The organism is Thalassospira sp. (assembly GCF_030690045.1).
GTDB lineage: Bacteria > Pseudomonadota > Alphaproteobacteria > Rhodospirillales > Thalassospiraceae > Thalassospira.
Genome location: NZ_JAUYHK010000021.1, coordinates 157,517 through 178,866, shown reverse-complemented (window position 1 = coordinate 178,866; position 21,350 = coordinate 157,517). Strand labels below are relative to the sequence as shown.

General features: G+C 55.3%; 21 protein-coding genes. 15 read left to right on the top strand and 6 right to left on the bottom strand.

Annotation, left to right across the window (positions count from 1 at the left end):
• The first annotated feature begins 82 nt into the window (after positions 1 to 82).
• The 8 genes from Q8O73_RS18150 (at position 83) to Q8O73_RS18115 (ending at position 8,779) form a co-directional block, all read left to right on the top strand.
• Positions 83 to 1,621: a replicative DNA helicase gene (locus Q8O73_RS18150; RefSeq protein ID WP_305559611.1), complete on the top strand. Its 1,539-nt coding sequence runs from the start codon at positions 83 to 85 to the stop codon at positions 1,619 to 1,621.
• A 30-nt stretch (positions 1,622 to 1,651) separates the two neighbouring features.
• Entirely contained in the window at positions 1,652 to 2,773 is a 1,122-nt protein-coding gene (gene alr, locus Q8O73_RS18145) for an alanine racemase (RefSeq protein ID WP_305559610.1), read from the top strand.
• 40 nt (positions 2,774 to 2,813) lie between these two features.
• The gene (locus tag Q8O73_RS18140) at positions 2,814 to 3,587 is read left to right on the top strand and encodes an ABC transporter permease (protein WP_305559609.1); all 774 of its coding nucleotides are present in this window, start codon (positions 2,814 to 2,816) and stop codon (positions 3,585 to 3,587) included.
• A gap of 10 nt (positions 3,588 to 3,597) precedes the next feature.
• Positions 3,598 to 4,374, top strand: coding sequence for an ABC transporter ATP-binding protein (locus tag Q8O73_RS18135; RefSeq protein ID WP_305559608.1), 777 nt, complete (start codon positions 3,598 to 3,600; stop codon positions 4,372 to 4,374).
• 46 nt (positions 4,375 to 4,420) lie between these two features.
• Positions 4,421 to 5,833 (top strand): DNA repair protein RadA, encoded by a 1,413-nt coding sequence (radA, locus tag Q8O73_RS18130; RefSeq protein ID WP_305559607.1) that lies wholly within the window; start codon positions 4,421 to 4,423, stop codon positions 5,831 to 5,833.
• Between the two features lie 30 nt (positions 5,834 to 5,863).
• Positions 5,864 to 6,538: a CvpA family protein gene (locus Q8O73_RS18125; RefSeq protein WP_305559606.1), complete on the top strand. Its 675-nt coding sequence runs from the start codon at positions 5,864 to 5,866 to the stop codon at positions 6,536 to 6,538.
• A gap of 67 nt (positions 6,539 to 6,605) precedes the next feature.
• Positions 6,606 to 8,069: an amidophosphoribosyltransferase gene (gene purF, locus Q8O73_RS18120; protein ID WP_305559605.1), complete on the top strand. Its 1,464-nt coding sequence runs from the start codon at positions 6,606 to 6,608 to the stop codon at positions 8,067 to 8,069.
• Positions 8,066 to 8,779, top strand: coding sequence for an SDR family NAD(P)-dependent oxidoreductase (locus Q8O73_RS18115; protein ID WP_305559604.1), 714 nt, complete (start codon positions 8,066 to 8,068; stop codon positions 8,777 to 8,779). Before purF ends, Q8O73_RS18115 begins: the two co-directional genes overlap by 4 nt.
• A gap of 54 nt (positions 8,780 to 8,833) precedes the next feature.
• On the opposite strand, the gene Q8O73_RS18110 is transcribed toward Q8O73_RS18115, so the two are convergent.
• Positions 8,834 to 9,739 carry a LysR family transcriptional regulator gene (locus tag Q8O73_RS18110; protein WP_305559603.1) on the bottom strand — a complete coding sequence of 302 codons (906 nt, stop codon included), beginning with the start codon at positions 9,737 to 9,739 and terminating at the stop codon, positions 8,834 to 8,836.
• A gap of 103 nt (positions 9,740 to 9,842) precedes the next feature.
• On the opposite strand from Q8O73_RS18110, the gene Q8O73_RS18105 reads away from it, so the two are divergent.
• Positions 9,843 to 10,880: an aldo/keto reductase gene (locus Q8O73_RS18105; RefSeq protein ID WP_305559602.1), complete on the top strand. Its 1,038-nt coding sequence runs from the start codon at positions 9,843 to 9,845 to the stop codon at positions 10,878 to 10,880.
• Positions 10,881 to 10,999: 119 nt separating this feature from the next.
• The gene (locus tag Q8O73_RS18100) at positions 11,000 to 11,467 is read left to right on the top strand and encodes a c-type cytochrome (RefSeq protein ID WP_305559601.1); all 468 of its coding nucleotides are present in this window, start codon (positions 11,000 to 11,002) and stop codon (positions 11,465 to 11,467) included.
• Between the two features lie 83 nt (positions 11,468 to 11,550).
• On the opposite strand, the gene der is transcribed toward Q8O73_RS18100, so the two are convergent.
• From der to Q8O73_RS18085, 3 genes are all read right to left on the bottom strand, one after another.
• Positions 11,551 to 13,089, bottom strand: a complete 1,539-nt coding sequence (gene der / locus Q8O73_RS18095) for a ribosome biogenesis GTPase Der (RefSeq protein ID WP_305559600.1) — start codon at positions 13,087 to 13,089, stop codon at positions 11,551 to 11,553.
• Positions 13,090 to 13,209: 120 nt separating this feature from the next.
• Positions 13,210 to 14,490 carry a PQQ-like beta-propeller repeat protein gene (locus tag Q8O73_RS18090; protein ID WP_305559599.1) on the bottom strand — a complete coding sequence of 427 codons (1,281 nt, stop codon included), beginning with the start codon at positions 14,488 to 14,490 and terminating at the stop codon, positions 13,210 to 13,212.
• 93 nt (positions 14,491 to 14,583) lie between these two features.
• Positions 14,584 to 15,234: a tetratricopeptide repeat protein gene (locus Q8O73_RS18085; protein WP_305559598.1), complete on the bottom strand. Its 651-nt coding sequence runs from the start codon at positions 15,232 to 15,234 to the stop codon at positions 14,584 to 14,586.
• A 359-nt stretch (positions 15,235 to 15,593) separates the two neighbouring features.
• Here Q8O73_RS18085 and Q8O73_RS18080 point away from each other — a divergent pair, with 359 nt between their 5' ends.
• The 5 genes from Q8O73_RS18080 to Q8O73_RS18060 all read left to right on the top strand — a co-directional run bounded on the left by Q8O73_RS18080 (position 15,594) and on the right by Q8O73_RS18060 (position 18,385).
• The gene (locus Q8O73_RS18080) at positions 15,594 to 16,235 is read left to right on the top strand and encodes a LysE family translocator (protein WP_305559597.1); all 642 of its coding nucleotides are present in this window, start codon (positions 15,594 to 15,596) and stop codon (positions 16,233 to 16,235) included.
• Between the two features lie 4 nt (positions 16,236 to 16,239).
• A complete protein-coding gene (locus Q8O73_RS18075) occupies positions 16,240 to 16,569 on the top strand; it encodes a putative quinol monooxygenase (protein ID WP_305559596.1) in 330 nt (109 codons plus the stop codon).
• 158 nt (positions 16,570 to 16,727) lie between these two features.
• Complete coding sequence (locus tag Q8O73_RS18070; RefSeq protein WP_305559595.1) at positions 16,728 to 17,165, top strand: hypothetical protein; 438 nt, start codon at positions 16,728 to 16,730, stop codon at positions 17,163 to 17,165.
• A 102-nt stretch (positions 17,166 to 17,267) separates the two neighbouring features.
• Positions 17,268 to 17,621 carry a DUF2794 domain-containing protein gene (locus Q8O73_RS18065; RefSeq protein ID WP_305559594.1) on the top strand — a complete coding sequence of 118 codons (354 nt, stop codon included), beginning with the start codon at positions 17,268 to 17,270 and terminating at the stop codon, positions 17,619 to 17,621.
• Positions 17,622 to 17,635: 14 nt separating this feature from the next.
• Complete coding sequence (locus tag Q8O73_RS18060) at positions 17,636 to 18,385, top strand: tetratricopeptide repeat protein (protein WP_305559593.1); 750 nt, start codon at positions 17,636 to 17,638, stop codon at positions 18,383 to 18,385.
• Between the two features lie 45 nt (positions 18,386 to 18,430).
• On the opposite strand, the gene Q8O73_RS18055 is transcribed toward Q8O73_RS18060, so the two are convergent.
• Positions 18,431 to 19,441 (bottom strand): ribonucleotide-diphosphate reductase subunit beta, encoded by a 1,011-nt coding sequence (locus tag Q8O73_RS18055; protein ID WP_305559592.1) that lies wholly within the window; start codon positions 19,439 to 19,441, stop codon positions 18,431 to 18,433.
• A gap of 16 nt (positions 19,442 to 19,457) precedes the next feature.
• On the bottom strand, positions 19,458 to 21,338 hold the full coding sequence (locus tag Q8O73_RS18050; protein ID WP_305559778.1) for a ribonucleoside-diphosphate reductase subunit alpha: 1,881 nt from the start codon (positions 21,336 to 21,338) through the stop codon (positions 19,458 to 19,460).
• Positions 21,339 to 21,350 lie beyond the last annotated feature (12 nt).

Here is a 21,350-nt window from a genome sequence, read left to right as displayed (position 1 = left end):
CCCCTGCGCCTGCAACATACCGGCTATGGCAACAACGATTTCCACTTTCAGGTCCCACCCATGACTGCTACGCTCCCGCCCCATGAATGATCCCCAGCTTGACGCCCTGTTTGCGCCTCTTTCGTCTGACAGCGGCACGGAAAACCAGTTGCAGCTTGAACGCACCCCGCCCCACAATTTCGAGGCGGAGGCCGCCCTTTTGGGCGCGATTCTGAACAACAACGCCGCTTATGAGCGCGTGTCGGACATTCTGCGCCCGGAACATTTCGCAGATGCCCGGCATGGCCGGATTTTCGAGGCCAGCGGCAAACTGATCGAACGCGGGCAACTGGCCAACCCGGTCACCCTGTCGGCATTTTTCCGGCAGGATGAACATCTGGCCGAAATTGGCGGCCCCGGTTATCTGGCGGAATTGTCGAACAATCTGGTGTCGGTGATCAATGCCGGGGATTACGGCAAGCTGGTCTATGATCTGTATCTGCGGCGTGAACTGATTGAAATCGGCGAAGACGTGGTTAACGAGGCCTATCGCCACGATATCGATATCGAAGCCCCGCAACAGATCGAACAGGCCGAACAGCGCCTGTTTTCGCTGGCGACATCCGGATCGGCGGAATCGGGTTTTGTGTCGTTTGGTGCGTCCCTGACCAAAGCGGTCGAAAATGCCGAAAATGCCTTTCGCAATGCCGGAAAGGTCGTCGGCGTTACGTCGGGCCTCCGCGACATTGACCGCAAACTGGGCGGCCTTCATCCATCCGACCTTTTGATTCTGGCCGGACGCCCATCAATGGGTAAAACCGCGCTGGCGATGAATCTGGCGTTTAATGCGGCGATTGCATCCCAGCAAAATCGCGCAGGCGGCACCGAAACCAAGGAAGGCAAACTGGGCGCGATTGCCGTTTTCTCGCTTGAAATGGCCGCTGAACAGCTTGCCGCCCGTCTGTTATCGCAGGCGGCAGAGGTATCGGGCGACAATATGCGCCGCGGCGATCTGACCGAAGAAGATTTTGAACGCCTTGTCACTGCCACCCAGGAACTCAATGCCGTTCCGCTTTACATCGACGATACGCCTGCCCTGCCGGTTTCAACCCTGCGCACCCGTTGCCGCCGCCTGAAACGGCAACAGGGGCTGGCGATGATTGTCGTTGACTATTTGCAGCTTTTGTCACCGCCGACCAATTTCCGGGGGGATGGCCGCGTTCAGGAAATTTCGGAAATCACCCGGTCACTCAAGGCAATTGCCAAGGAACTGGAAGTGCCGGTTCTGGCCCTGTCTCAGTTGTCGCGTGCGGTTGAACAACGCGATGACAAACGGCCACAGCTTTCAGATTTGCGTGAATCCGGCTCGATCGAGCAAGACGCCGACGTGGTGATGTTCATTTACCGCGAACAATATTATCTCGAACGGGGCGAACCGGCCCAAAAGCCCGAAGAATCGACCGATAAATTCGGCGAACGTTACGCGCAATGGCAGGACCGCCTGAATTTGGTCTATAACACCGCCGAAGTGATCATCGCCAAACAGCGTCATGGCCCGGTGGGCAGTGTCAGGCTGTTTTTTGACGGCAACTACACCAAGTTTGGCGATCTTGACCAGACTATCGATGAAGAACACGAATAACCGACCACTGAATATGACGGGGTTTTGCGAATGAGCGTCCTGCCCGCCTCTGGCCGTGCTGCCGATTGCGCACAGCTTGAAATCAATCTCAAGGCGATTGCCGAAAATTATCAGCGCATCAAACGCCATTATCAGGGCCGGACATGTGCCGCCGTGGTCAAGGCCGATGCCTATGGCCTTGGGGCGCAGGCGATTGTTCCGGTCCTGAAAAAACAGGGTTGCCGTTTGTTTTTCGTCGCACAGGCCAATGAAGCCGCCGATTTATTCCCGCTATTGCGCGGCGGCGGGCGGATTGCGGTACTCAATGGCCTGATGCCCGGGGATGAGGAATTTTTCATCGAAAACGATGTGATCCCGGTTCTCAATGATCTGGGACAGATCGAACGCTGGTCCAATCTGTGCCGCAAATATGAACGCCCGGCCCCGGCCTTTATCCATCTGGATACCGGCATGAACCGCCTTGGCCTGTCGCCTCGCGACATGGAAGAACTGGTCGATCGCAACAGTTCATTGCTGTATGGATTTGAAAAAGCCGGTTACATGACCCACCCGGCCAGTGCGGATATCCCCGATGATCCGTTTACCCGCACCCAGTTCGATCTGTTCATGAAGTCCTATCGCCGCCTGCCCCCGGCACCGCGCGGATTTTGCAATTCATCAGCCATTTTCCGAAATCCGGAATATCATCTTGAATTCTGCCGCCCCGGTTATGCCCTGTGGGGCGGCAATCCGACGCCGGAAAAAGAAAACCCGATGCGCGCTGTCGTCACGCTGAAAGCCCGCATTCTGCAACTGCGTCAGATTGACACAGGGGAGTCGGTTGGCTACGGTGCCTCGTGGCATGCCGGAAGGCCGTCACGCATTGCAACCATTGCTGCGGGTTATGCCGATGGCTGGTTACGGTCCCTGTCCAATGCCGGGAAACTGCGCATCAGCGGGGTAACAACCCCGATGGTCGGTCGTGTGTCAATGGATGCCTTTGGCATTGATGTCACCGACATCCCCGAAGGCAAATTGTCGCCGGGCGATATGATCAGCCTGATCGGCAAGGACACAACGATTGATGATATCGGTGTAATGGCCGGGTCAATCGGGTATGAAATTCTGACCTCGCTGGGTCAACGTTACCAGCGGGTCTATACAGAAAACTGATTTGGCCATCCGGCCAGTCACCATAGGATTGTCAGTCTTAATGCCGATCTTCGCCCCTGTTGGCCGGATGTTTCTTGCCTTTTTTGCCGTTGTTGGCCGTGTCACGGTTTTCGCGGTGAAAACCGTCGGGCATTGTGTCACACCGCGCTTTTATTTCCGCCTGATTTTCAAACAGATGTGCGAGATCGGTTATTTCTCGTTGCCGGTTGTCGCCATGACCACCCTGTTTGCCGGGATGGTGTTGGCCCTGCAAAGTTATTCGGGCTTTTCGCGGTTTTCCGCTGAAAGCGCGGTTGCCACCGTCGTTGTAATTTCGATGACCCGCGAACTGGGCCCGGTTCTGGCCGGTTTGATGGTCGCGGGGCGCGTCGGGGCGGCGATTGCCGCTGAAATCGGCACCATGCGCGTCACCGAACAGATTGATGCGCTGGTTACCCTGTCCACCAACCCGTTTAAATATCTGGTGGTGCCGCGTGTTCTGGCCGGGTTGCTGACCCTGCCGCTGCTGGTGTTTATCGGCGATATCATCGGGGTTCTGGGCGGTTATATTGTCGGCGTCCATAAACTGGATTTCAATTCCGGCTCCTATATCAAAAACACCTTTGAATATCTTGAAGTACTGGATGTCGTATCGGGTCTGGTCAAGGCATCGGTTTTTGGGTTCATCATCACATTGATGGGCTGTTATCACGGATATCATTCCAAAGGCGGGGCGCATGGTGTTGGACAGGCGACTACAAATGCCGTGGTTTCCAGTTCGATCCTGATTCTGATTTCCAACTATGTCGTCACCGAACTGTTCTTTACCCGTTGAGGAATATTCGATGACCGACAACCCGAAAATCTCGTTGCGCGATGTTCACAAATCCTTTGGTCCGAAAAAAGTTTTGCAGGGGATTGATCTTGACGTTGCACCGGGGGAATCCGTTGCCATCATCGGCGGGTCAGGCACGGGAAAATCAGTGACGCTCAAATGTATTCTGGGCCTGCTTGACGCCGATCAGGGGTCCATTCTGGTCAATGGCGAACAAATGGTTGGTGCCAGCCGCTCCTTGCGCGAAACCGTACTGTCGAAAACCGGCATGCTGTTTCAAAGTGCTGCCCTGTTTGATTCGATGAATGTCTGGGAAAATATCGCCTTTGGCCTGATCGAAGGCAAAAATATCTCGCGCCGCGCCGCCCGCGACATTGCGATGGAGCGCCTGGCCGATGTGGGACTGGGTCCCGAAATCGCCATGCTTTCCCCCGCCACCTTGTCGGGCGGGATGCAAAAACGGGTAGGTCTGGCCCGTGCGATTGCCACCAAACCCGAAATCCTGTTTTTTGATGAACCGACCACCGGCCTTGATCCGATCATGGGCGATATCATCAATGACCTGATTGTCAAATGCACCCGCGATCTGGGGGCCAGTGCGATCACCATCACCCACGATATGGCGAGTGCACGCAAGATTGCGGATCGCATCGCCATGATCTATCAGGGCAGGATTATCTGGAACGGGGCAGTGTCGGAAATCGATAGCGCCGATAATCCGTTTTTGCGGCAATTTGTCGCGGGCGATATCGAAGGTCCGCTGGATCTGGACCTCAAACATCTTTGATCACGCCCTGATACCGATACCCCATCCCTGTTGACCGGAGCCGCCCGTGGCCAAAACCCAGACCCGTTTTATCTGTCAGAATTGCGGGGCCGAACATCCGAAATGGACCGGTCGTTGCGATGCCTGTGGCGAATGGAACAGCCTTGGCGAAGAACGCATCGAAGCCGGCCCCAAGGCGACCAGCGGCATTGCCACCGGGGCCAAGGGCAAAAAACTTGATTTCGTCGGCCTGCAAGGAAAAAGTGCACAGGCCCCGCGCATCATCACCGGCATTGCCGAACTGGATCGTGCCTGTGGCGGCGGACTGGTGCCCGGATCGGCCCTTCTGGTTGGTGGCGACCCCGGCATTGGCAAATCCACCATCCTGCTTCAGGCGGTGGGTGCGTTGTCTGCGCGGACCAAATGCGCCTATATTTCCGGAGAAGAAGCAATTGATCAGGTGCGTATGCGCGCCGCCCGTCTGGGGCTTGCCAAATGCAATGTTGATTTTGCCGCCGCCACCAGCCTGCGCGACATCATCACCACGCTGGAACAAAGTGCACACGAAGTCGTGGTCATCGATTCGATCCAGACCATGCACGCAGATACCCTTGACAGTGCGCCCGGCACGGTATCGCAGGTGCGCGCCTGTGCACTGGAACTGATCCGGCTGGCCAAACGGCGGGGCTTTGCGGTTATTCTGGTCGGCCATGTCACCAAGGAAGGCCAAATTGCAGGCCCCCGCGTTCTGGAACATATGGTCGATACCGTCCTGTATTTTGAAGGCGAACGCGGCCATCAGTTCCGCATCCTGCGCGCGGTTAAAAACCGTTTTGGCGCGACCGATGAAATCGGCGTTTTTGAAATGGGCGATGCCGGGTTGCTGGAAGTCCCCAACCCGTCCGCCCTTTTTCTGGCGGATCGCGACCAGCCGGTCAGCGGCACCGCCGTCTTTGCCGGGCTGGAAGGCACGCGACCGATGCTGGTGGAGATTCAGGCGCTGGTCGCGCAATCGGCCCTTGCCACGCCGCGCCGTGCGGTGGTCGGTTGGGATTCGGCGCGCATGAATATGATCCTTGCCGTTCTGGATGCCCGATGCGGATTACCGTTATCGCAATTTGATGTTTATTTGAATGTTGCGGGCGGCTTGCGGGTAGGTGAACCTGCCGCCGATCTTGCCGTTGCCTCGGCCCTGATTTCGGCGGTGGCCGATGCCGCCGTTCCGGCTGAAACGGTTATTCTGGGCGAAATCGGCCTGTCTGGCGAAGTCCGCCCGGTTGGCCAGACCGAGGCCCGCCTGAAAGAAGCCGCCAAGCTGGGCTTTACCAATGCCTATATCCCGCGCAGCGGATCGTCTGGCAAAAAGAAAATCAGCATCAAAGGCGTGGCACAGGTTGAAATCGGCCATCTTCAGGATTTGGTAAATCTATTTGGCGATGATATCCGCGATAAAGTGCGCCCGCGCGAGGGCATGTATTAACCTGTTTTTCAAACGAAGGATTTCTCCGGCATGCCTGATCTGGGCGCGAGGGATGTTTTTGATCTGGTGATTGTGGGAATTGTCCTGCTGTCGGGTCTGTTTGCCTTTTTCCGGGGTTTTGTTCATGAAACCCTATCGATGCTGGGCTGGGTCGGCGCGGGCATGACCGCCCTTTATGGGTATCCGGTGGTGCGGCCCTATATCCGCGACCTGATCCCGTCGCAACTGATTGCCGATCTGGCGACGGCTGTTGGCCTGTTTTTGATCGCCTATCTGGTGTTTTCCTTTATCAGTGGCCGCATTGCCAAGGCAGTACAAGGTTCTGGCCTGGATAGCCTCGACAGCACGCTGGGCTTTGTTTTCGGTCTGGTGCGCGGCGGGGTTCTGGTTTCCATCGCCTTTTTGGCCCTGTCATGGTTTTTGCCAACACCGCAGCAACCCGCATGGGTCCGCGATGCCCGGACCACCCCGGTTTTGGAAGAAGGCGCGTTTTTGTTAAAGCAGGCAATGCCCGACAGCCTGTTTGACACAACCGCCGAAGAAATCAGCCGCACCCAGCAAGAAGCAGATGCCCGCGAACAAACATATCGTCAACTTCTGGGCCCGACACCAAAAGGGACTGGACCGGAGACCCTAAAGGGGTATACAACGCCCTCGCGCGACGACATGGATCGCCTGATCGAGGCGACCACCATCAACGAGTGAGGCGTGCGGGTTCCGCAAAGGTTGCGGGTCTCCGAACGCCACCGGGCGAGAGAGCGGAACCCACTCAATGCTGACCACCAATCCTTTTGATGACGACAAGCTACGCGAAGAATGTGGCGTTTTCGGTGTATTCGGATCGACCGATGCCGCCGCCCTGACCGCGTTGGGGCTGCATGCCCTTCAACATCGCGGACAGGAAGCCGCCGGGATCGTCGCCTATGACGGTTCGGATTTTCCCGCCCATCGGGCATCCGGGCAGGTCGGCGATATTTTCGGATCGCAAGATGTGATTCAAAGCCTGCCGGGGCATCGCGCCGTCGGGCATGTGCGTTATTCCACCGCAGGCGGCAAGGGGTTGCGCAATGTGCAACCATTATTTGCCGATTTTGATTTTGGCGGCCTTGCGATTGCCCATAACGGCAATCTGACCAATGCGCTTGCGGTGCGTGAACGCCTTGTCAAACGCGGATCGATTTTTCAATCCACCGCCGATACCGAAGTTTTCATCCATCTGATCGCCACCAGCCTGTATGACAAAATCGTTGATCGCCTGATTGACGCCATTCGTCAGGTTGAAGGTGCCTACAGCCTTGTCGTCATGACCCAGAAAAAGCTGATTGGCGTACGTGACCCGCTGGGTGTGCGGCCTCTGGTTCTGGGCAAATTCAACGGGGCCTATATTCTGTCATCGGAAACGGTGGGCCTTGATATCGTTGGCGCGGAATTCATTCGCGACATCGAACCGGGCGAAATCGTTGAAATCACCGATGACGGCATCAAATCGATCAAGCCGTTCAAACAGGTCAAACCGCGTTTCTGCATTTTTGAATATGTCTATTTCGCCCGCCCCGACAGCATTGTCGAGGGAACCGGCGTTTATGATGTGCGCAAAAATATTGGCCGCGAATTGGCCCGTGAATCTGCGGTCAATGCCGATGTTGTGGTGCCGATCCCCGATTCTGGCGTACCTGCCGCCCTTGGCTATGCCGAAGAATCAGGCATTCCGTTTGAATTGGGCATCATCCGCAATCATTATGTTGGCCGGACCTTTATCGAACCAACCGACCAGATCCGCCATCTGGGCGTCAAACTGAAACACAATGCCAATCCCGGCAAGCTCAAAGGCAAACGGGTGATCCTTGTCGATGACTCGATTGTACGCGGCACTACTTCGACCAAGATTGTCGATATGGTTCGCCATGCCGGTGCCAGCGAAGTCCATATGCGGATTTCCAGCCCGCCGACCTCCAACCCGTGTTTTTATGGCGTCGATACGCCGTCAAAGGACAAATTGCTGGCGGCGAATTACGACCTTGAAGGCATGGCAAAACTGATCGGCGTGGACAGTCTGGCTTTTGTGTCGATTGATGGCCTGTATCGTGCCGCCGGGCAATCGGCGGGCCGCGATGCGCAAAGCCCGGCTTTCTGCGATGCCTGCTTTACCGGCGATTACCCGATCCGGCTGAGCGACCATCAGGCGACCAACAAGGACCGCAAGCTCAGCCAGCTTGTCGAAAGGCAGAATGCATGACTTCCTCCAGACGTCTTGAAGGCCGGGTCGCGCTTGTGACCGGTGCATCGCATGGTATTGGCCGCGCCATTGCCAAACGTTTCGCCGCCGAAGGGGCCGAAGTCATCGCCCTTGGCCGCAATGTCGGCGCGCTGGAAGAACTTGATGACGAAGTCCGCGCGGCGGGTGGCAAGCTGGTTTTGCTGCCGCTGGACCTGACCATGTATGAAAAGATCGATGCAATGGGTGCGTCGATTTATGAACGATATGGCAAGCTTGACATCGTGGTCGGCAATGCCGCCCTGCTGGGCGAATTGGCCCCCGTCGGTCATATCGATACCCAGATGTTTGAAAATACCCTTGCGGTCAATGTCACGGCCAATTTCCGCCTGATCCGCAGCGTTGACAAATTGCTGCATCTTTCCGATGCCGGTCGGGCAATTTTCCTGACCTCGAATGCGGCGGCCAAAGGCCGGGCCTTCTGGGGCCTTTATGCTGCCACCAAGGCGGCGCTGGAAAGCCTTGTGCTGTCTTATGCTCAGGAAGTCGAAAACAGCGCTGTGCGGGTTAATCTGGTCAATCCCGGTCGCGTTCGCACCAAAATGCGCGCCGAGGCCTATCCGGGCGAAGACCCGAAATCCCTGCCTACCCCCGACAGCATCACCGATGTGTTTGTCGATCTGGCCGCAGGCGATTGCACGAAGCATGGCGAGATTATTGCAGCATACTGACAAGACAGATTATCAAATTCCAAGGTCGGGCAAATACAGTTTGCCCGGCCTTTTTCAATTCAGGCGGATATTTTCGGCACAAAAATCCAGAAATACCCGGACACGTGCAGGCAAATGACCCCGCCCGCCGATATAGACGACATTGATATCAACCCCGCCGCCAGGGTGAAACGCCTCCAGCAACAACTCCAATCGACCATCCCGAATATCCTGACCAATCTGAAAATGGGCAAGCCGCACGATACCACCTCCGGCCAATGCCAACTGGCGTGCGCTTTCCGCATCCCCAACGTTGAAGACGCCGCCTGGCATCACCGAAACATCCTGATCCTTCACGCGAAACGGCCAATCGGGAATGACCCGAGAAAAGTTATATCCGATCAGAGTGTGGTGCTGAAGGTCATCGACGGTTTCCGGTCGTCCCTGTTTGGCAAGATATTCCGGTGATGCCGCAATCGCCATTCGGCATTGCCCCAGTTTGCGCGCAATCAGTCCGGATGACGGCAAGGGTCCGCTACGGATCGCAACGTCGGCACGTTCTTCATACAGATCAACCACCTTGTCACTGACGGTCACATCAAGCGTAATGTCGGGATAACGTTCGTGAAACAGCGGCAACAAAGGCACCAGAGAATGCAACCCGACCAGCATATTCACCGTCACCCGCAATCGTCCACGGGGTGACATGGCGACGGCAGCTTCCTGTTCGGCATCATTCAGGTCGGCAATAATATCCAATGCGCGCTCGTAAAAGCGTTGCCCCTCGAATGTCAGATGCAGCTTTCGGGTTGAACGATTGAACAGCCGCGTTCCCAGCCGGTCTTCCAACCGTCCGACAAGTTTGCTTACGGCAGATGGCGTCATGTTGAAATCACGTGATGCGGCGGAAAAACCACCGCGTTCGACCACGCGGACAAACACTTCCATTTCACCGGACCGGTTTGTTTCAAGTCGCGCCATATGGAATTCAACTCACAAATATTCTTCTCAAGATACGACTAGTTGAAAATGTGCTTCCTGTCCATATTCGCTTCATGGACAATTTTCAGTGACGGAGAAGACAATGGAATACCGACAATTGGGGAATTCAGGTTTGCGCGTCCCCGCGCTCAGCTTTGGCGCGGGCACCTTTGGTGGTCAGGGGCCACTTTTCGGGGCGTGGGGCACCATTGATGCCCGCGAAGCCACCCGTATGATCGATATCAGTCTGGAAGCCGGATTGAACATGTTTGACAGCGCCGATGTTTATTCCAACGGCGCGTCCGAACAGGTCCTTGGCGAAGCGATCAAGGGGCGGCGAGATCAGATCATTCTGTCAACCAAGCTTGCCCTGCCGATGGGAGATGGCCCAAATGACTTTGGCACATCCCGCCACCGGCTAATTACGGCAACCGACGCCGCCCTGAAACGACTGGGTACTGATTATATCGATCTGCTACAATTACACGCCTTTGATGCCTTCACCCCGGTCGAGGAAACCCTGTCGGCACTGGATGACCTCATCCGGGCCGGAAAACTGCGTTATATCGGCGTTTCAAATTTTGCCAGTTGGCAGATCATGAAATCGATTGCCGTGTCCGAGCGTCACGGATATGAACGCTATGTCGTCCATCAGGTTTATTACTCTCTGGTCGGGCGCGATTATGAGTGGGACCTGATGCCGATGGCGCAGGATCAAGGGCTTGGCGCATTGGTCTGGAGCCCGCTGGGCTGGGGGCGACTGACCGGGAAAATCCGGCGCGACACGCCAATCCCCAAAAACAGCCGACTGCACGAAACCGCCCAATTCGGACCACCGGTCGAAGATGCCTTTCTGTATGATATTGTCGATATTCTTGATGAAATCAGCGCGGAAACCGGCAAGTCCGTCCCGCAGATCGCCATTAACTGGCTGTTGCGTCGCCCCACTGTTGCATCGGTGATTATCGGGGCACGCAACGAACAGCAGCTTCGCGATAATCTGGGGGCAATCGGGTGGTCCCTGTCTGACGAACAGATGGCGCGCCTTGATACCGTCAGCAAGCGACAGCCCCCCTATCCGCATTATCCCTATTACATTCAGGACGGCTTTGCCCGACTGAACCCGCCGATATTTCCCTGATCCCTCACAAGGGGACTGGCCCTGCTTGCCCGCGACGAACGGGCAATCGGGGCCGGACAAACAGGATCAATGTTGCTATGGTACAGGTAAGGCTCCCCCATTCCGCAACCGAGGCCCGAATGAATTTTTCCCGCATCCGCTTTCTTGCCCTGCCCGTCCTTTTCACATTACCGCTGATATCCGTTTCTGCGTCGTTGGCGGGTGCCAGTGAAACCCGCACAACGATTGTCGAGGATACCAACAACCTGCCGGACATGGACCCGGAACGGGGTAAGCATCTGTTTGCTGATCGTGGTTGCGTTGTATGCCATGCGGTCAACAATGTTGGGGGTCATACTGCCGCCCCGATGAACGCCACCAGCCTGTCCCAGACGACCGACCCGTTTGATTTCTTTGCCCGGATGTGGCGGGGTGCGGATCAGATGCTCGCGCTTCAGAACCATAATCTGGGTTATCAGGTGGATTTCAGCGGGCAGGATCTGGCGGATATTTTCGCCTTTGTTCATGACCGCGAGGCGCAGGAAAACTTCACCGAAGGCGATCTTCCGCAGCATATCCGCGATATCATCGACAATATGCCCCGCTGATCGGTCCGCCGGTTATCAGCCGACACAAAAAACGCGCAAATCCCGATGGGTTTGCGCGTTTTTCATCAATCAAAGCCCAAAAATCAGCGCTTCTTTTTCTTGTCCGCATAGGGGTTTTCGCTGCTTCGAACATAAATGCGGATCGGAACGCCCGGCATGTCAAAATCATCGCGCAGGCCATTGATCAGATAGCGCAGATAGCTTTCGGGCAATTCGGCCGCCTTGGACGAATTGATAAAGAAACTTGGCGGGCGCGATTTCGCCTGGGTCATATAACGCAGGCGAATGCGTCGCCCGGAAATCACCGGCGGCAAATGCCGTTCGGTGATCGCTTCAAGCCAGCGATTGAGCTGTGCTGTCGGGATGCGTTTGCTCCAGATATCATAAATATCCAGCACGGTGGGCATCAGGCGGTCCACGCCCCGGCCATTCAGGGCCGAGAACGTCACCACTGGAATACCACGCGCCTGTGCAAAAGAGGTATCGAGCTTGTCGCGCAAATGGTTGCTAAAGGCGGTTTTGTCTTCAACCGCATCCCATTTGTTGACCGCAATGATCAGCGCCCGGCCTTCTTCCAGCACCATGCGCGCAATCGTCAAATCCTGCTTGTCGATGCTTGATGTCGCATCCAGCACCAGAACCACCACTTGCGCATAGCGGATCACCCGCACAGAATCGCTGACCGAAATTTTTTCAACCCGGTCATCAATGTTTTTCTTGCGGCGCATCCCGGCGGTATCAACCAGACGAATCGGGCGGCCCTTATAATCCCAATCCACGGCAATCGCATCGCGGGTCAGGCCTGCCTGCGGCCCGGTCATCACCCGGTCCTGCCCCAAAAGCTGATTGAGCAGGGTCGATTTGCCCACATTCGGGCGACCGACAATCGCCAGCTGAATCTTGCCTGCATCACGCGGCGCGTCGTCTTCCTCATCTTCTTCGTCGTCTTCGGAAAACTCGCCGTCGTCTTCGCGGGTGATCAGGATTTCGCCTTCGTCCTCGGCGATACCGTCAAAATCATCCTCTTCGACTTCGTCCCCATCACTGTCATCATCAAGGGTCGCCGCGGCATCTTCGGCGGTGGCGGCACGGATGGCCTGACGGGCAAGGCGGCTATTACGGCGGTCTTCTTCCCAATGGGGCAAAAGAATATCAAGAAGCAATTCCATGCCAAGGCCATGTTCGGCCGAAATCGGCGCAACATCACCCAGACCAAGGCCATAGGCCTCGTACACCGCCGGGTCCTGATCCTTGCCTTCATGTTTGTTGGCAATGACATAAACCGGTTTGTGACGTTTACGCAGCCAGTCCGCAAAGTGATTGTCCAACGGCGTCAGACCGGCGCGGGCATCAATCACAAACAGCGCGACATCGCATTCTTCAAATGCCCGTTCGCTTTGCTGACGCATCATGCCTTCGATCGACCCGTCAAAGGCTTCTTCCAGTCCGGCGGTGTCAATGACGCTGAAATGCAAATGCCCCAGACGCGCCGCACCATAACGACGGTCGCGGGTAACACCGGGCTGGTCATCGACAAGGGCAAGCTTCTTGCCGACCAGACGGTTAAACAGGGTCGATTTCCCGACATTGGGGCGACCGATAATGGCGACTTTCAAGGTCATATTACGTGCGGGCTCTTTTAAAAGTGCGCTGTGCGCCAAAGGGAAAACTCCCTGGCGCACCAGCAACAAACAACGAAAGGCAAGCCTTTCAAAAAATTCAGTCAGGCACGTCAGGCCGTCCTAGCGATAGGCGATCAACCGCGCATCTGCCGTCAGGAAAAACAACGTATCCCCGGCAATCGACGGCGGCAGGGTGATCGGCCCGGACACCTCGTCGGTGCCAATGATTTTACCATCATAGGGCGATACCGCCATCACCGTTCCCTGCTGGTTCCCGACAATCAGACGGTCCCCGGCCAGAACCGGTCCGGTCCAAACCACAGGTTCGTCATCATCGGTACGCGGCAACGGCGTCACCCATTTAACCCGTCCGGTCTTTCTCTGCAAGGCAATCAGGTCATTTGTGTTCGACAACATGAAAACAAAATTGCCCGCAACCCACGGTGACTGGATACCGCCGGCCTCCAATTCCCACACCCGAAAGCCGGTGCGCAGGTCAATCGCCACCGTCAGACCGGAATTGCCCGTGGCAATCACAAGGTCATTGTCAATCACCGGCAGGCCGCGAATATCGGCAATCGCCGATACCGCATCGGTCCGCCCGGCAGCAGCCAGTGCATCGGACCAGATCACCTGCCCGTTTTCAACGCGCAACGCATATAATTCGCCGGTGGTATAGGCCGCAATCACCACACCCTGATCAACTGTCGGGCTGGCCCCGCCAATAAAGGATGCGCCTTCGGCGGCACCACGATGGGTCCATAGGGTTTCACCCGTCATGGCATTCAGCGCAATCGTCTGGTTATCGACCGTAATGGCAAAAACCCGCCCGCCGCGCACGGTGGGGGCGGCGCGCATCGGCCCGGAAACCGGCACCCGCCACATCACGGTTGCGCTGGGTGCGTCAATTGCGACAATTTCGGCAAAGCCGGTGGTGGCGTAAATCACACCATTTTCATAGGCCAGACCGGCACCAAGAATGGAACCGTCAGATTCATAGTCCGGGGCAATTTCGAGTTCCCAGATTTCCTTGCCGCTCTGCGCGCTATAAGCCCGCACGACAGCTTGGGCATCAATGGTGAACACCACCCCGCGTGCCACAATCGCCTGCGACAGCAAAATTTCGTCATCCATCGACCCGGCACCAATGCCCACCGACCAATCCTGTTGCGGGATGTCGCTGTCAAAGGATACATGATGCAAGGCATGACTGGGCAGACCGCCATTTTGCGGCCAGTCCACCATCGGTTCGGGTTCGGGCAGCAGAATATCAAGATCGGCAAGTTCCGGATCGGGCTGCAACGTGCTTTCCAGCGACAGCACCGACAGACGTTCCCCCGGAAGCGGCGGGGCTTCGTCTTCGCCAAACCAGCTGGAACAGCCAGAAAGAGCCACAGTCATGCCCATGATAACCGCCAAGGCCGGAAGATGTTTATGACAGTGTGGTTTCAACGCCCTATCCTTCGTGCTTGTTGCCGTCGTGATCGACCCTGATCAGGCCTCGATCGCCCGCAGAATTTCGGTGGCCCGCGACCGCAACCCGGCGGGGGCCGCACTGTCATCGGCCAGTTCGGTCAAAAGAGGCTTGGCCGCCTCAATCCGCCCGGCGGCAATTTCCAGCACCGCAATCATTTCACGGGCCGAGTAATACCAGACATTTTCCGGCACTGCGATGGGCTTGAGCCGCGCAATCAGAGCATCAGCCGTGCTGGCATCCGCACTGTTCATGGCAATCTGCACGACGGCCAGATCGCGGAAAACCTTGTCCAGACTGCTATTCCCGGCAATGGCTTCCAGTTCGGTAACTGCCTGACCGGGGTCACCGGCATTGACATAAACCGCGGCCTTCTGGAAATGACCCAGGGCGACAAAGCCCCCCTTGCCATCGGCGATAATGCCATCAAGGGCAGCAAGGGCTGCATCCTGACGGTCCGGCCCCTCGGCCACCAGTTCCAACGCATTGGCAAACCGGGTGCCATTTTCAATGCGGCTGGTTTCTTCATAACTTTTCCAGCCTTCGCGTCCGGCAACACCCAGAACAACGACGGCGGCAACGGCAATAACGAATTTGCCGTATTTGCGCCACAGCTTCTCGGTGCGTTCGCGCCGAAGGTCTTCTTCGACTTCCTGGAAAATATCAACCACGAAAACCGCTCCAATCCGATGAAAAGAATAGCGGGCATCACAGCCCGCCATTCAGAATAAATTACGGCATGGATTTAACGCGCCAGCATACAAGGGGTCAAGTCCGGTCATGTCTTTTGACCCTGAAACAGCACAATAAAGCCCCATATCCATCGTCATGCGCTGTTTGGACTGCGAATATGGCAAACTTGAGAATTTGAATCGCAGGATTCCCGAAGCGCGCGACAGAATTATCACTTTGCGGACGAAATGGGCATTGATGAACGGCCTTTGTGTGAAAAGCCCCTCTGACAATTTGAATTGCCAACAGGCGCAAAAAAGAACATATTGGGAACAAACTTGTATTGAGGAGGCAATCAGTGCACGACGTTTCAATCTATCTTCCCGGTATCTTGCTCGCATATTCGGCATTCTTGCTGGGAATCGCAAGCCCTGGCCCCAACATATTGGCAGTTATCGGCACGTCGATGGGCGTCGGTCGATCATCGGGCATGGCTCTGGCAGTTGGTGTGGCTACTGGCTCATTCACTTGGGCCCTCCTGACGGTATTTGGCTTGTCTGCCATCTTGGCGACATATGCCTCGGCTTTGCTGATGGTCAAGGTTTTCGGCGGCATCTATCTTCTGTGGCTTGCCTACAAATCCTTCAAATCCGCAGCATCCAGTTATGATATCGAGGCAAAGGAACTTGCAGGTGGCCGCAGAACGCCGTTCGGTTACCTCAGGCGTGGCTACATCATTCAGATGACCAACCCAAAAGCGGCACTTACATGGATTGCCATCATCTCTTTGGGATTGAAGGAAGATGCGCCACTTTGGGTTGGTGCGGTTATCGTACTGGGTACCTTTACCCTTTCGATGATCATCCACCTGCTTTATGCTGTTGCCTTTTCAACACCAATAATGGTGCGCCTTTTCGGCAAAGCCCGTAAAGTAATTCAAAGCGTTCTTGGAATTTTCTTTGCTTTGGCTGGACTGCGCCTGCTCACGAGCCGGAGTTGACCGAATGACAATGTATTGCGTTCCAAATGCCGCGAACCTGAATATTGGATTCGTGGTGGCTATCAACATCGTTGCAAAGGATGGAGAGGCCGATGCCGTTGCCCGCATACTTGAGCAACTCATTGAGCCTACAATGGCAGAAGAAGGCGTGAAATTCTTCATGCCCTATCGCTCGCCTACCGATCCGAATGCATTCTTCATTTATGAATTATACGTGAATGAAGCGGGATGGGACGCGCACAACAATTCAGCACATTTCAAGAGCGCCATCAAAGAATTGGTTCCCAAAGTTACAACAAGAGAACGAGTGCCGTTTGTTCCGTTCACAAGCTGACTTTCCAGCCTGTGACAAGTGAAAATCGCCCAAAAAGTCCTGCTTTTGCCATCGCCAAAGCGGCATGAAAATTGCTTTGATATTCTTCAAAACGGTATCGCTTACGGAATCTTAAGCCCCGATGGGCAAATTTGACCCGGTACAATATGGAGAAGATCATGAACCGACCGCATCAATCCAGCAGGATGACCCGGACCCAACGGGCGCGACGGTTCGCATCAATAGCCGCCATCCTGTTTGCAGGCAGCCTTGCCGCATGCAGCAGCACCAGCGACAAACTCGACAGCGCAGCGGAAAAAGTTACCGGTTCTGAAATGTTCAGCGCCTTGCAATGGTATGTCGCACTGGATGTTGTATCGATCATCAATACCGATAAAACCATCGTCGATCACATTGTCTCGCTTTCGACCGGGCGCGATTGTTCGACCATTCGCAAGATCGACGGCAAGACCTATTGCAAGCAGGATCCGATTCCCGAACCGCCGTTATATTGTTATCGCTCGCTGGCGGCGGTGACCTGTTATCAAACGCCTGATCCTTATAATACCGGCGCGCAAACCGTTGACTGGCCGCCGACCCGGTCGCGCAGCCTGTAATTTTTGCCTGCGGGCTTGAGGCAACCGGGAAAGAAAGGTACCGTGTTACAGGAACGTCACACAAGACGTCCTTGTCAAACGGCATCAGGTCCGGAGTGATTAATGGGTAATTTGCTCAATCTGGCACATTATCGCACAGGCAAAAGCTTTGTGCATTTCGACCGGATTGAATTGCAGAAACTGATGAATATCTATTCCCGGCAGGTAGCAAGCGGTGCGTGGCGGGATTACGCCATTGACCAGCTTGACGGCATGGCGATGTTTTCGATTTACCGATCCACCCACGAAACACCAGCTTTTTCCGTGATCAAATTTGCATCTGGCCATCAAAAAGCCGGGCAATATATGGCCCTGCAAAGTGGTGTAAAAATCAAACAAAGCCCCCATCTGCAAGCTGTTCTGGATGCCATTGAAAAACGCGCCAGCAAGGTCGTTCCTTTTTATCAACAACACTGAGTTTTGACAGCCTCATGCGCTTCTCCCCTGCCGTGCCGTCCCCAACACCTCGTCGGGTGATGGTTGTTGCTTTTGCCGTCTTGATGGCGGCAATGCCCCTGTCTTTGGCCCATGCCGATTACAATGCCGGCTATCAGGCATACCGGGCCGGAAATTATGAAATGGCGCGGGCGCAATGGCGGGTTGCCGCCAATGACAACGACCCGCGCGCCCAATACGCGCTGGGCCTGTTATATTATCGCGGACAGGCCGGGCCGCAGGATTACAATCAGGCTGCCGAATGGTTTGGCCGTGCGGCCCAGTCAAATCATGGCAGTTCGCTTTATTATCTGGGCCTGATGCATTTCAATGGCTGGGGGTTACCATTTGATCAGTTCCGCGCCACCGATTATTTCAAACGCGCCCTGCGCATTAATCCCGATAATCTTGATGCTGCCTTTCTGATCGGCGAACAGTATTTTCGCGGGCGCGGTGCCACGCAAAATTACGTCGATGCCGCCCGTTATTATAAACAGGCCGCCGAAAAAGGCATGGCCGCGGCACAATATATGCTGGGTGCGATGTATGAACGGGGTTGGGGTGTGGAAAACAATCTGGCCGAATCCTATTACTGGCTGCGGCGGTCGGCTGATCATACCCTGCAAGTGCCACCGGGGGCCGATCTGGAAGCCGATCCGCTAACCGCCATCGCCACCCTTGAAAAACGGCTGCGCCCCGAAGAAATCAACCGGGTCGAAGCCCGCCTGCAAACCGCCCTGCCCTGAAAGATCAAAGGCCGCCACGCAATACCGGGCGGCCTTTGTTGCGGATCAGTCGAATGCTTCGGCCCAACTGCCCTGTGTCGCGGCTTTGGAATATTCGGTGGCGCGGTTTTCAAAGAAATTGGTGTGTTCCACCGCATTGAGCATCGCATCCATCCACGGCAGTGGATTGTGTTCGATGTGATATACCCCTTCCAGTCCCAACTGGGTCAGACGGCGATCCGCGATATAGCGGATATAACGTTTGATATCATCCGGTGTCAGGCCTTCGACCGCACCTGATTCAAACGCCAGATCGATAAAGGCGTCTTCGTGGGTGACAATCGTCTGACAGGCTTCCAGTAAATCCTTGCGCATTTCATCGTCCCAGATTTCGGGATTTTCATGCACAAAGGTTTTGAAGAGGCGGATGATGCTTTCGCAATGCAGGCTTTCATCGCGTACCGACCAGGTGACGATCTGCCCCATACCCTTCATCTTGTTGAAACGCGGGAAATTCATCAGCATCGCAAAGGATGCAAACAATTGCAGCCCTTCGGTAAAGGCCCCAAATACTGCCAGTGTTTTTGCAATGTTGCGTTTGCCGCGCGGAGTGAGATGCAACTGCCCGTCTTCGCCGGTATATTCGTCTTCGGGACCAATGCCCCAGATTTGCATGTAATCGTATTTATCCTTCATTTCCTTGTATTGAAAGAAGGCCTCATATTCGGTTTCCGGCATGCCGATGGTATCAAGCAGATGTGAATAGGCCGCAACATGGATGGTTTCCATGTTGGAAAATGCCGCCAGCATCATCTGGACTTCGGTCGGCTTGAACACACGGGTATAATGCCGCATGTAACAATTATTCACCTCGATATCGGACTGGGTGAAGAACCGGAAAATCTGGGTCAGCAGATTACGTTCGGCATCGGTGATGCTGTTGCCCCAATCCTTGACATCATCGGCCAGCGGCACTTCTTCGGGCAGCCAGTGGATCTGCTGCTGTGTTAACCACGCCTCATAGGCCCAAGGGTAACGGAACGGTTTGTAAACCGGATTGTCGGTCAAAAGATCCATAATATCAGTCTTTCATTTACTGGCAGGCGAGGCATTCGTCATATTCAACCTGTTCGGCAGATGCGCGGGCGACCGCACTGGCGACAAGGGCCGGAATCTCGAACGAGCTTTCAGGCTTCATCGCCTCAATCACCGGATCAAGGGCCTTGCGCGGTGACAAATTGGCGACCACTTCGGCGCGCTGGATCGATTTTGACCGACAGTAATAAAGGCTTTTGACACCCTTTTTCCATGCCTGAAAATGGATCTGGTGCAGGTCGCGCTTGTGAACATTGGAGGCCAGAAAGATATTGAGCGACTGTGCCTGATCAATCATCTGTGCCCGATCCCCGGCCAGTTCAATCAGCCAGCGCTGATCGATTTCAAAGGCAGTCTTGAAGACATCTTTTTCATCCTGCGACAGGAAATCAAGATGTTGAACCGATCCTTCATGCACCGTGATCGAGGTCCAGACTTCTTCGTTATTCTGTCCCTTGCTTTCAAGCAAATCCGCCAGATAGGGATTGCGGACATTAAACGACCCCGACAACGTTTTGTGGGTATAGGAATTGGCGGCAGATGGTTCGATCCCCGGCGAAGCCCCGCCGCAAATGATCGAAATCGAGGCCGTCGGCGCAATCGCTGTTTTGTTGGAAAACCGGACCTTGATGCCATATTCCTGCGCATCGGGGCAGGCTCCGCGTTCTTCGGCCAGTACTTCGGATGCCTGATCGGCATGTTTTTTCAGATGACTGAAAATCTGGTTGTTCCAGACTTTGCTCATCACACCTTCCAGCGGCACGTTCTGCGATTGCAGGAACGAATGGAACCCCATCACGCCCAGCCCGACAGACCGTTCACGCATTGCCGAATAGCGGGCGCGGGCCATGCTGTCGGGCGCATGATCGATGAAATCCTGCAACACATTGTCAAGGAAACGCAGAATGTCTTCGATAAAACGAGGATCATCTTTCCATGTCAGGTAATGTTCCAGATTAAGGGACGACAGACAACATACCGCCGTGCGATCCCCGCCATGCTGGTCCCGCCCGGTCGGCAAGGTGATTTCGGCACACAGATTGGATGTCTTCACACTCAGCCCGGCCAGTTTGTGATGCTGCGGCACCGCCCGGTTGACGGTATCGATAAACAGCATATAGGGCTCGCCGGTTTCCACCCGCGAGGTCAACAGCCGTATCCACAAGGACCGCGCACTAATCTTGCGAATCACATGCCCGTCCTTGGGCGACGTCAACGCCCATTCTTCGTCATTTTCCACCGCCCGCATGAAGGCATCGGAAATAGCCACCCCCTGATGCAGGTTCGGAGTTTTGCGATTGGGATCACCACCGGTCGGGCGGCGCATTTCGGAAAATTCCTCGATCTCGGGATGGTTGACCGGCAGATACACCGCCGCCGACCCACGTCGCAACGACCCCTGACTGATCGCAAGGGTCAGGCTGTCCATCACCCGGATGAACGGCACAACGCCCGATGTCTTGCCGTTCTTGCCGACCTTTTCACCAATTGACCGCAGATTGCCCCAATAAGATCCAATGCCGCCACCGCGCGCCGCCAACCAGACATTTTCCGTCCACAGATCGACAATACCGTTCAGATTGTCATCGGCTTCGTTCAGAAAACACGAAATCGGCAGACCTCGGCTGGTGCCGCCATTGGACAGAATCGGCGTTGCCGGCATGAACCAGTGTTTGGACATATAGTCATAAATACGCTGTGCATGGGCTTCGTTATCGCCATAAAACGATGCCACGCGGGCAAACAGATCCTGATAGCTTTCACCCGGCATCAAATAACGATCCGTCAGAACCGCCTTGCCAAAATCCGTCAGCAAATCGTCGCGTGTACGGTCAACAATAACGCGCGCACCTTTTTCGTGCTGCACAACATCTAGCATCTTCATGCTGTT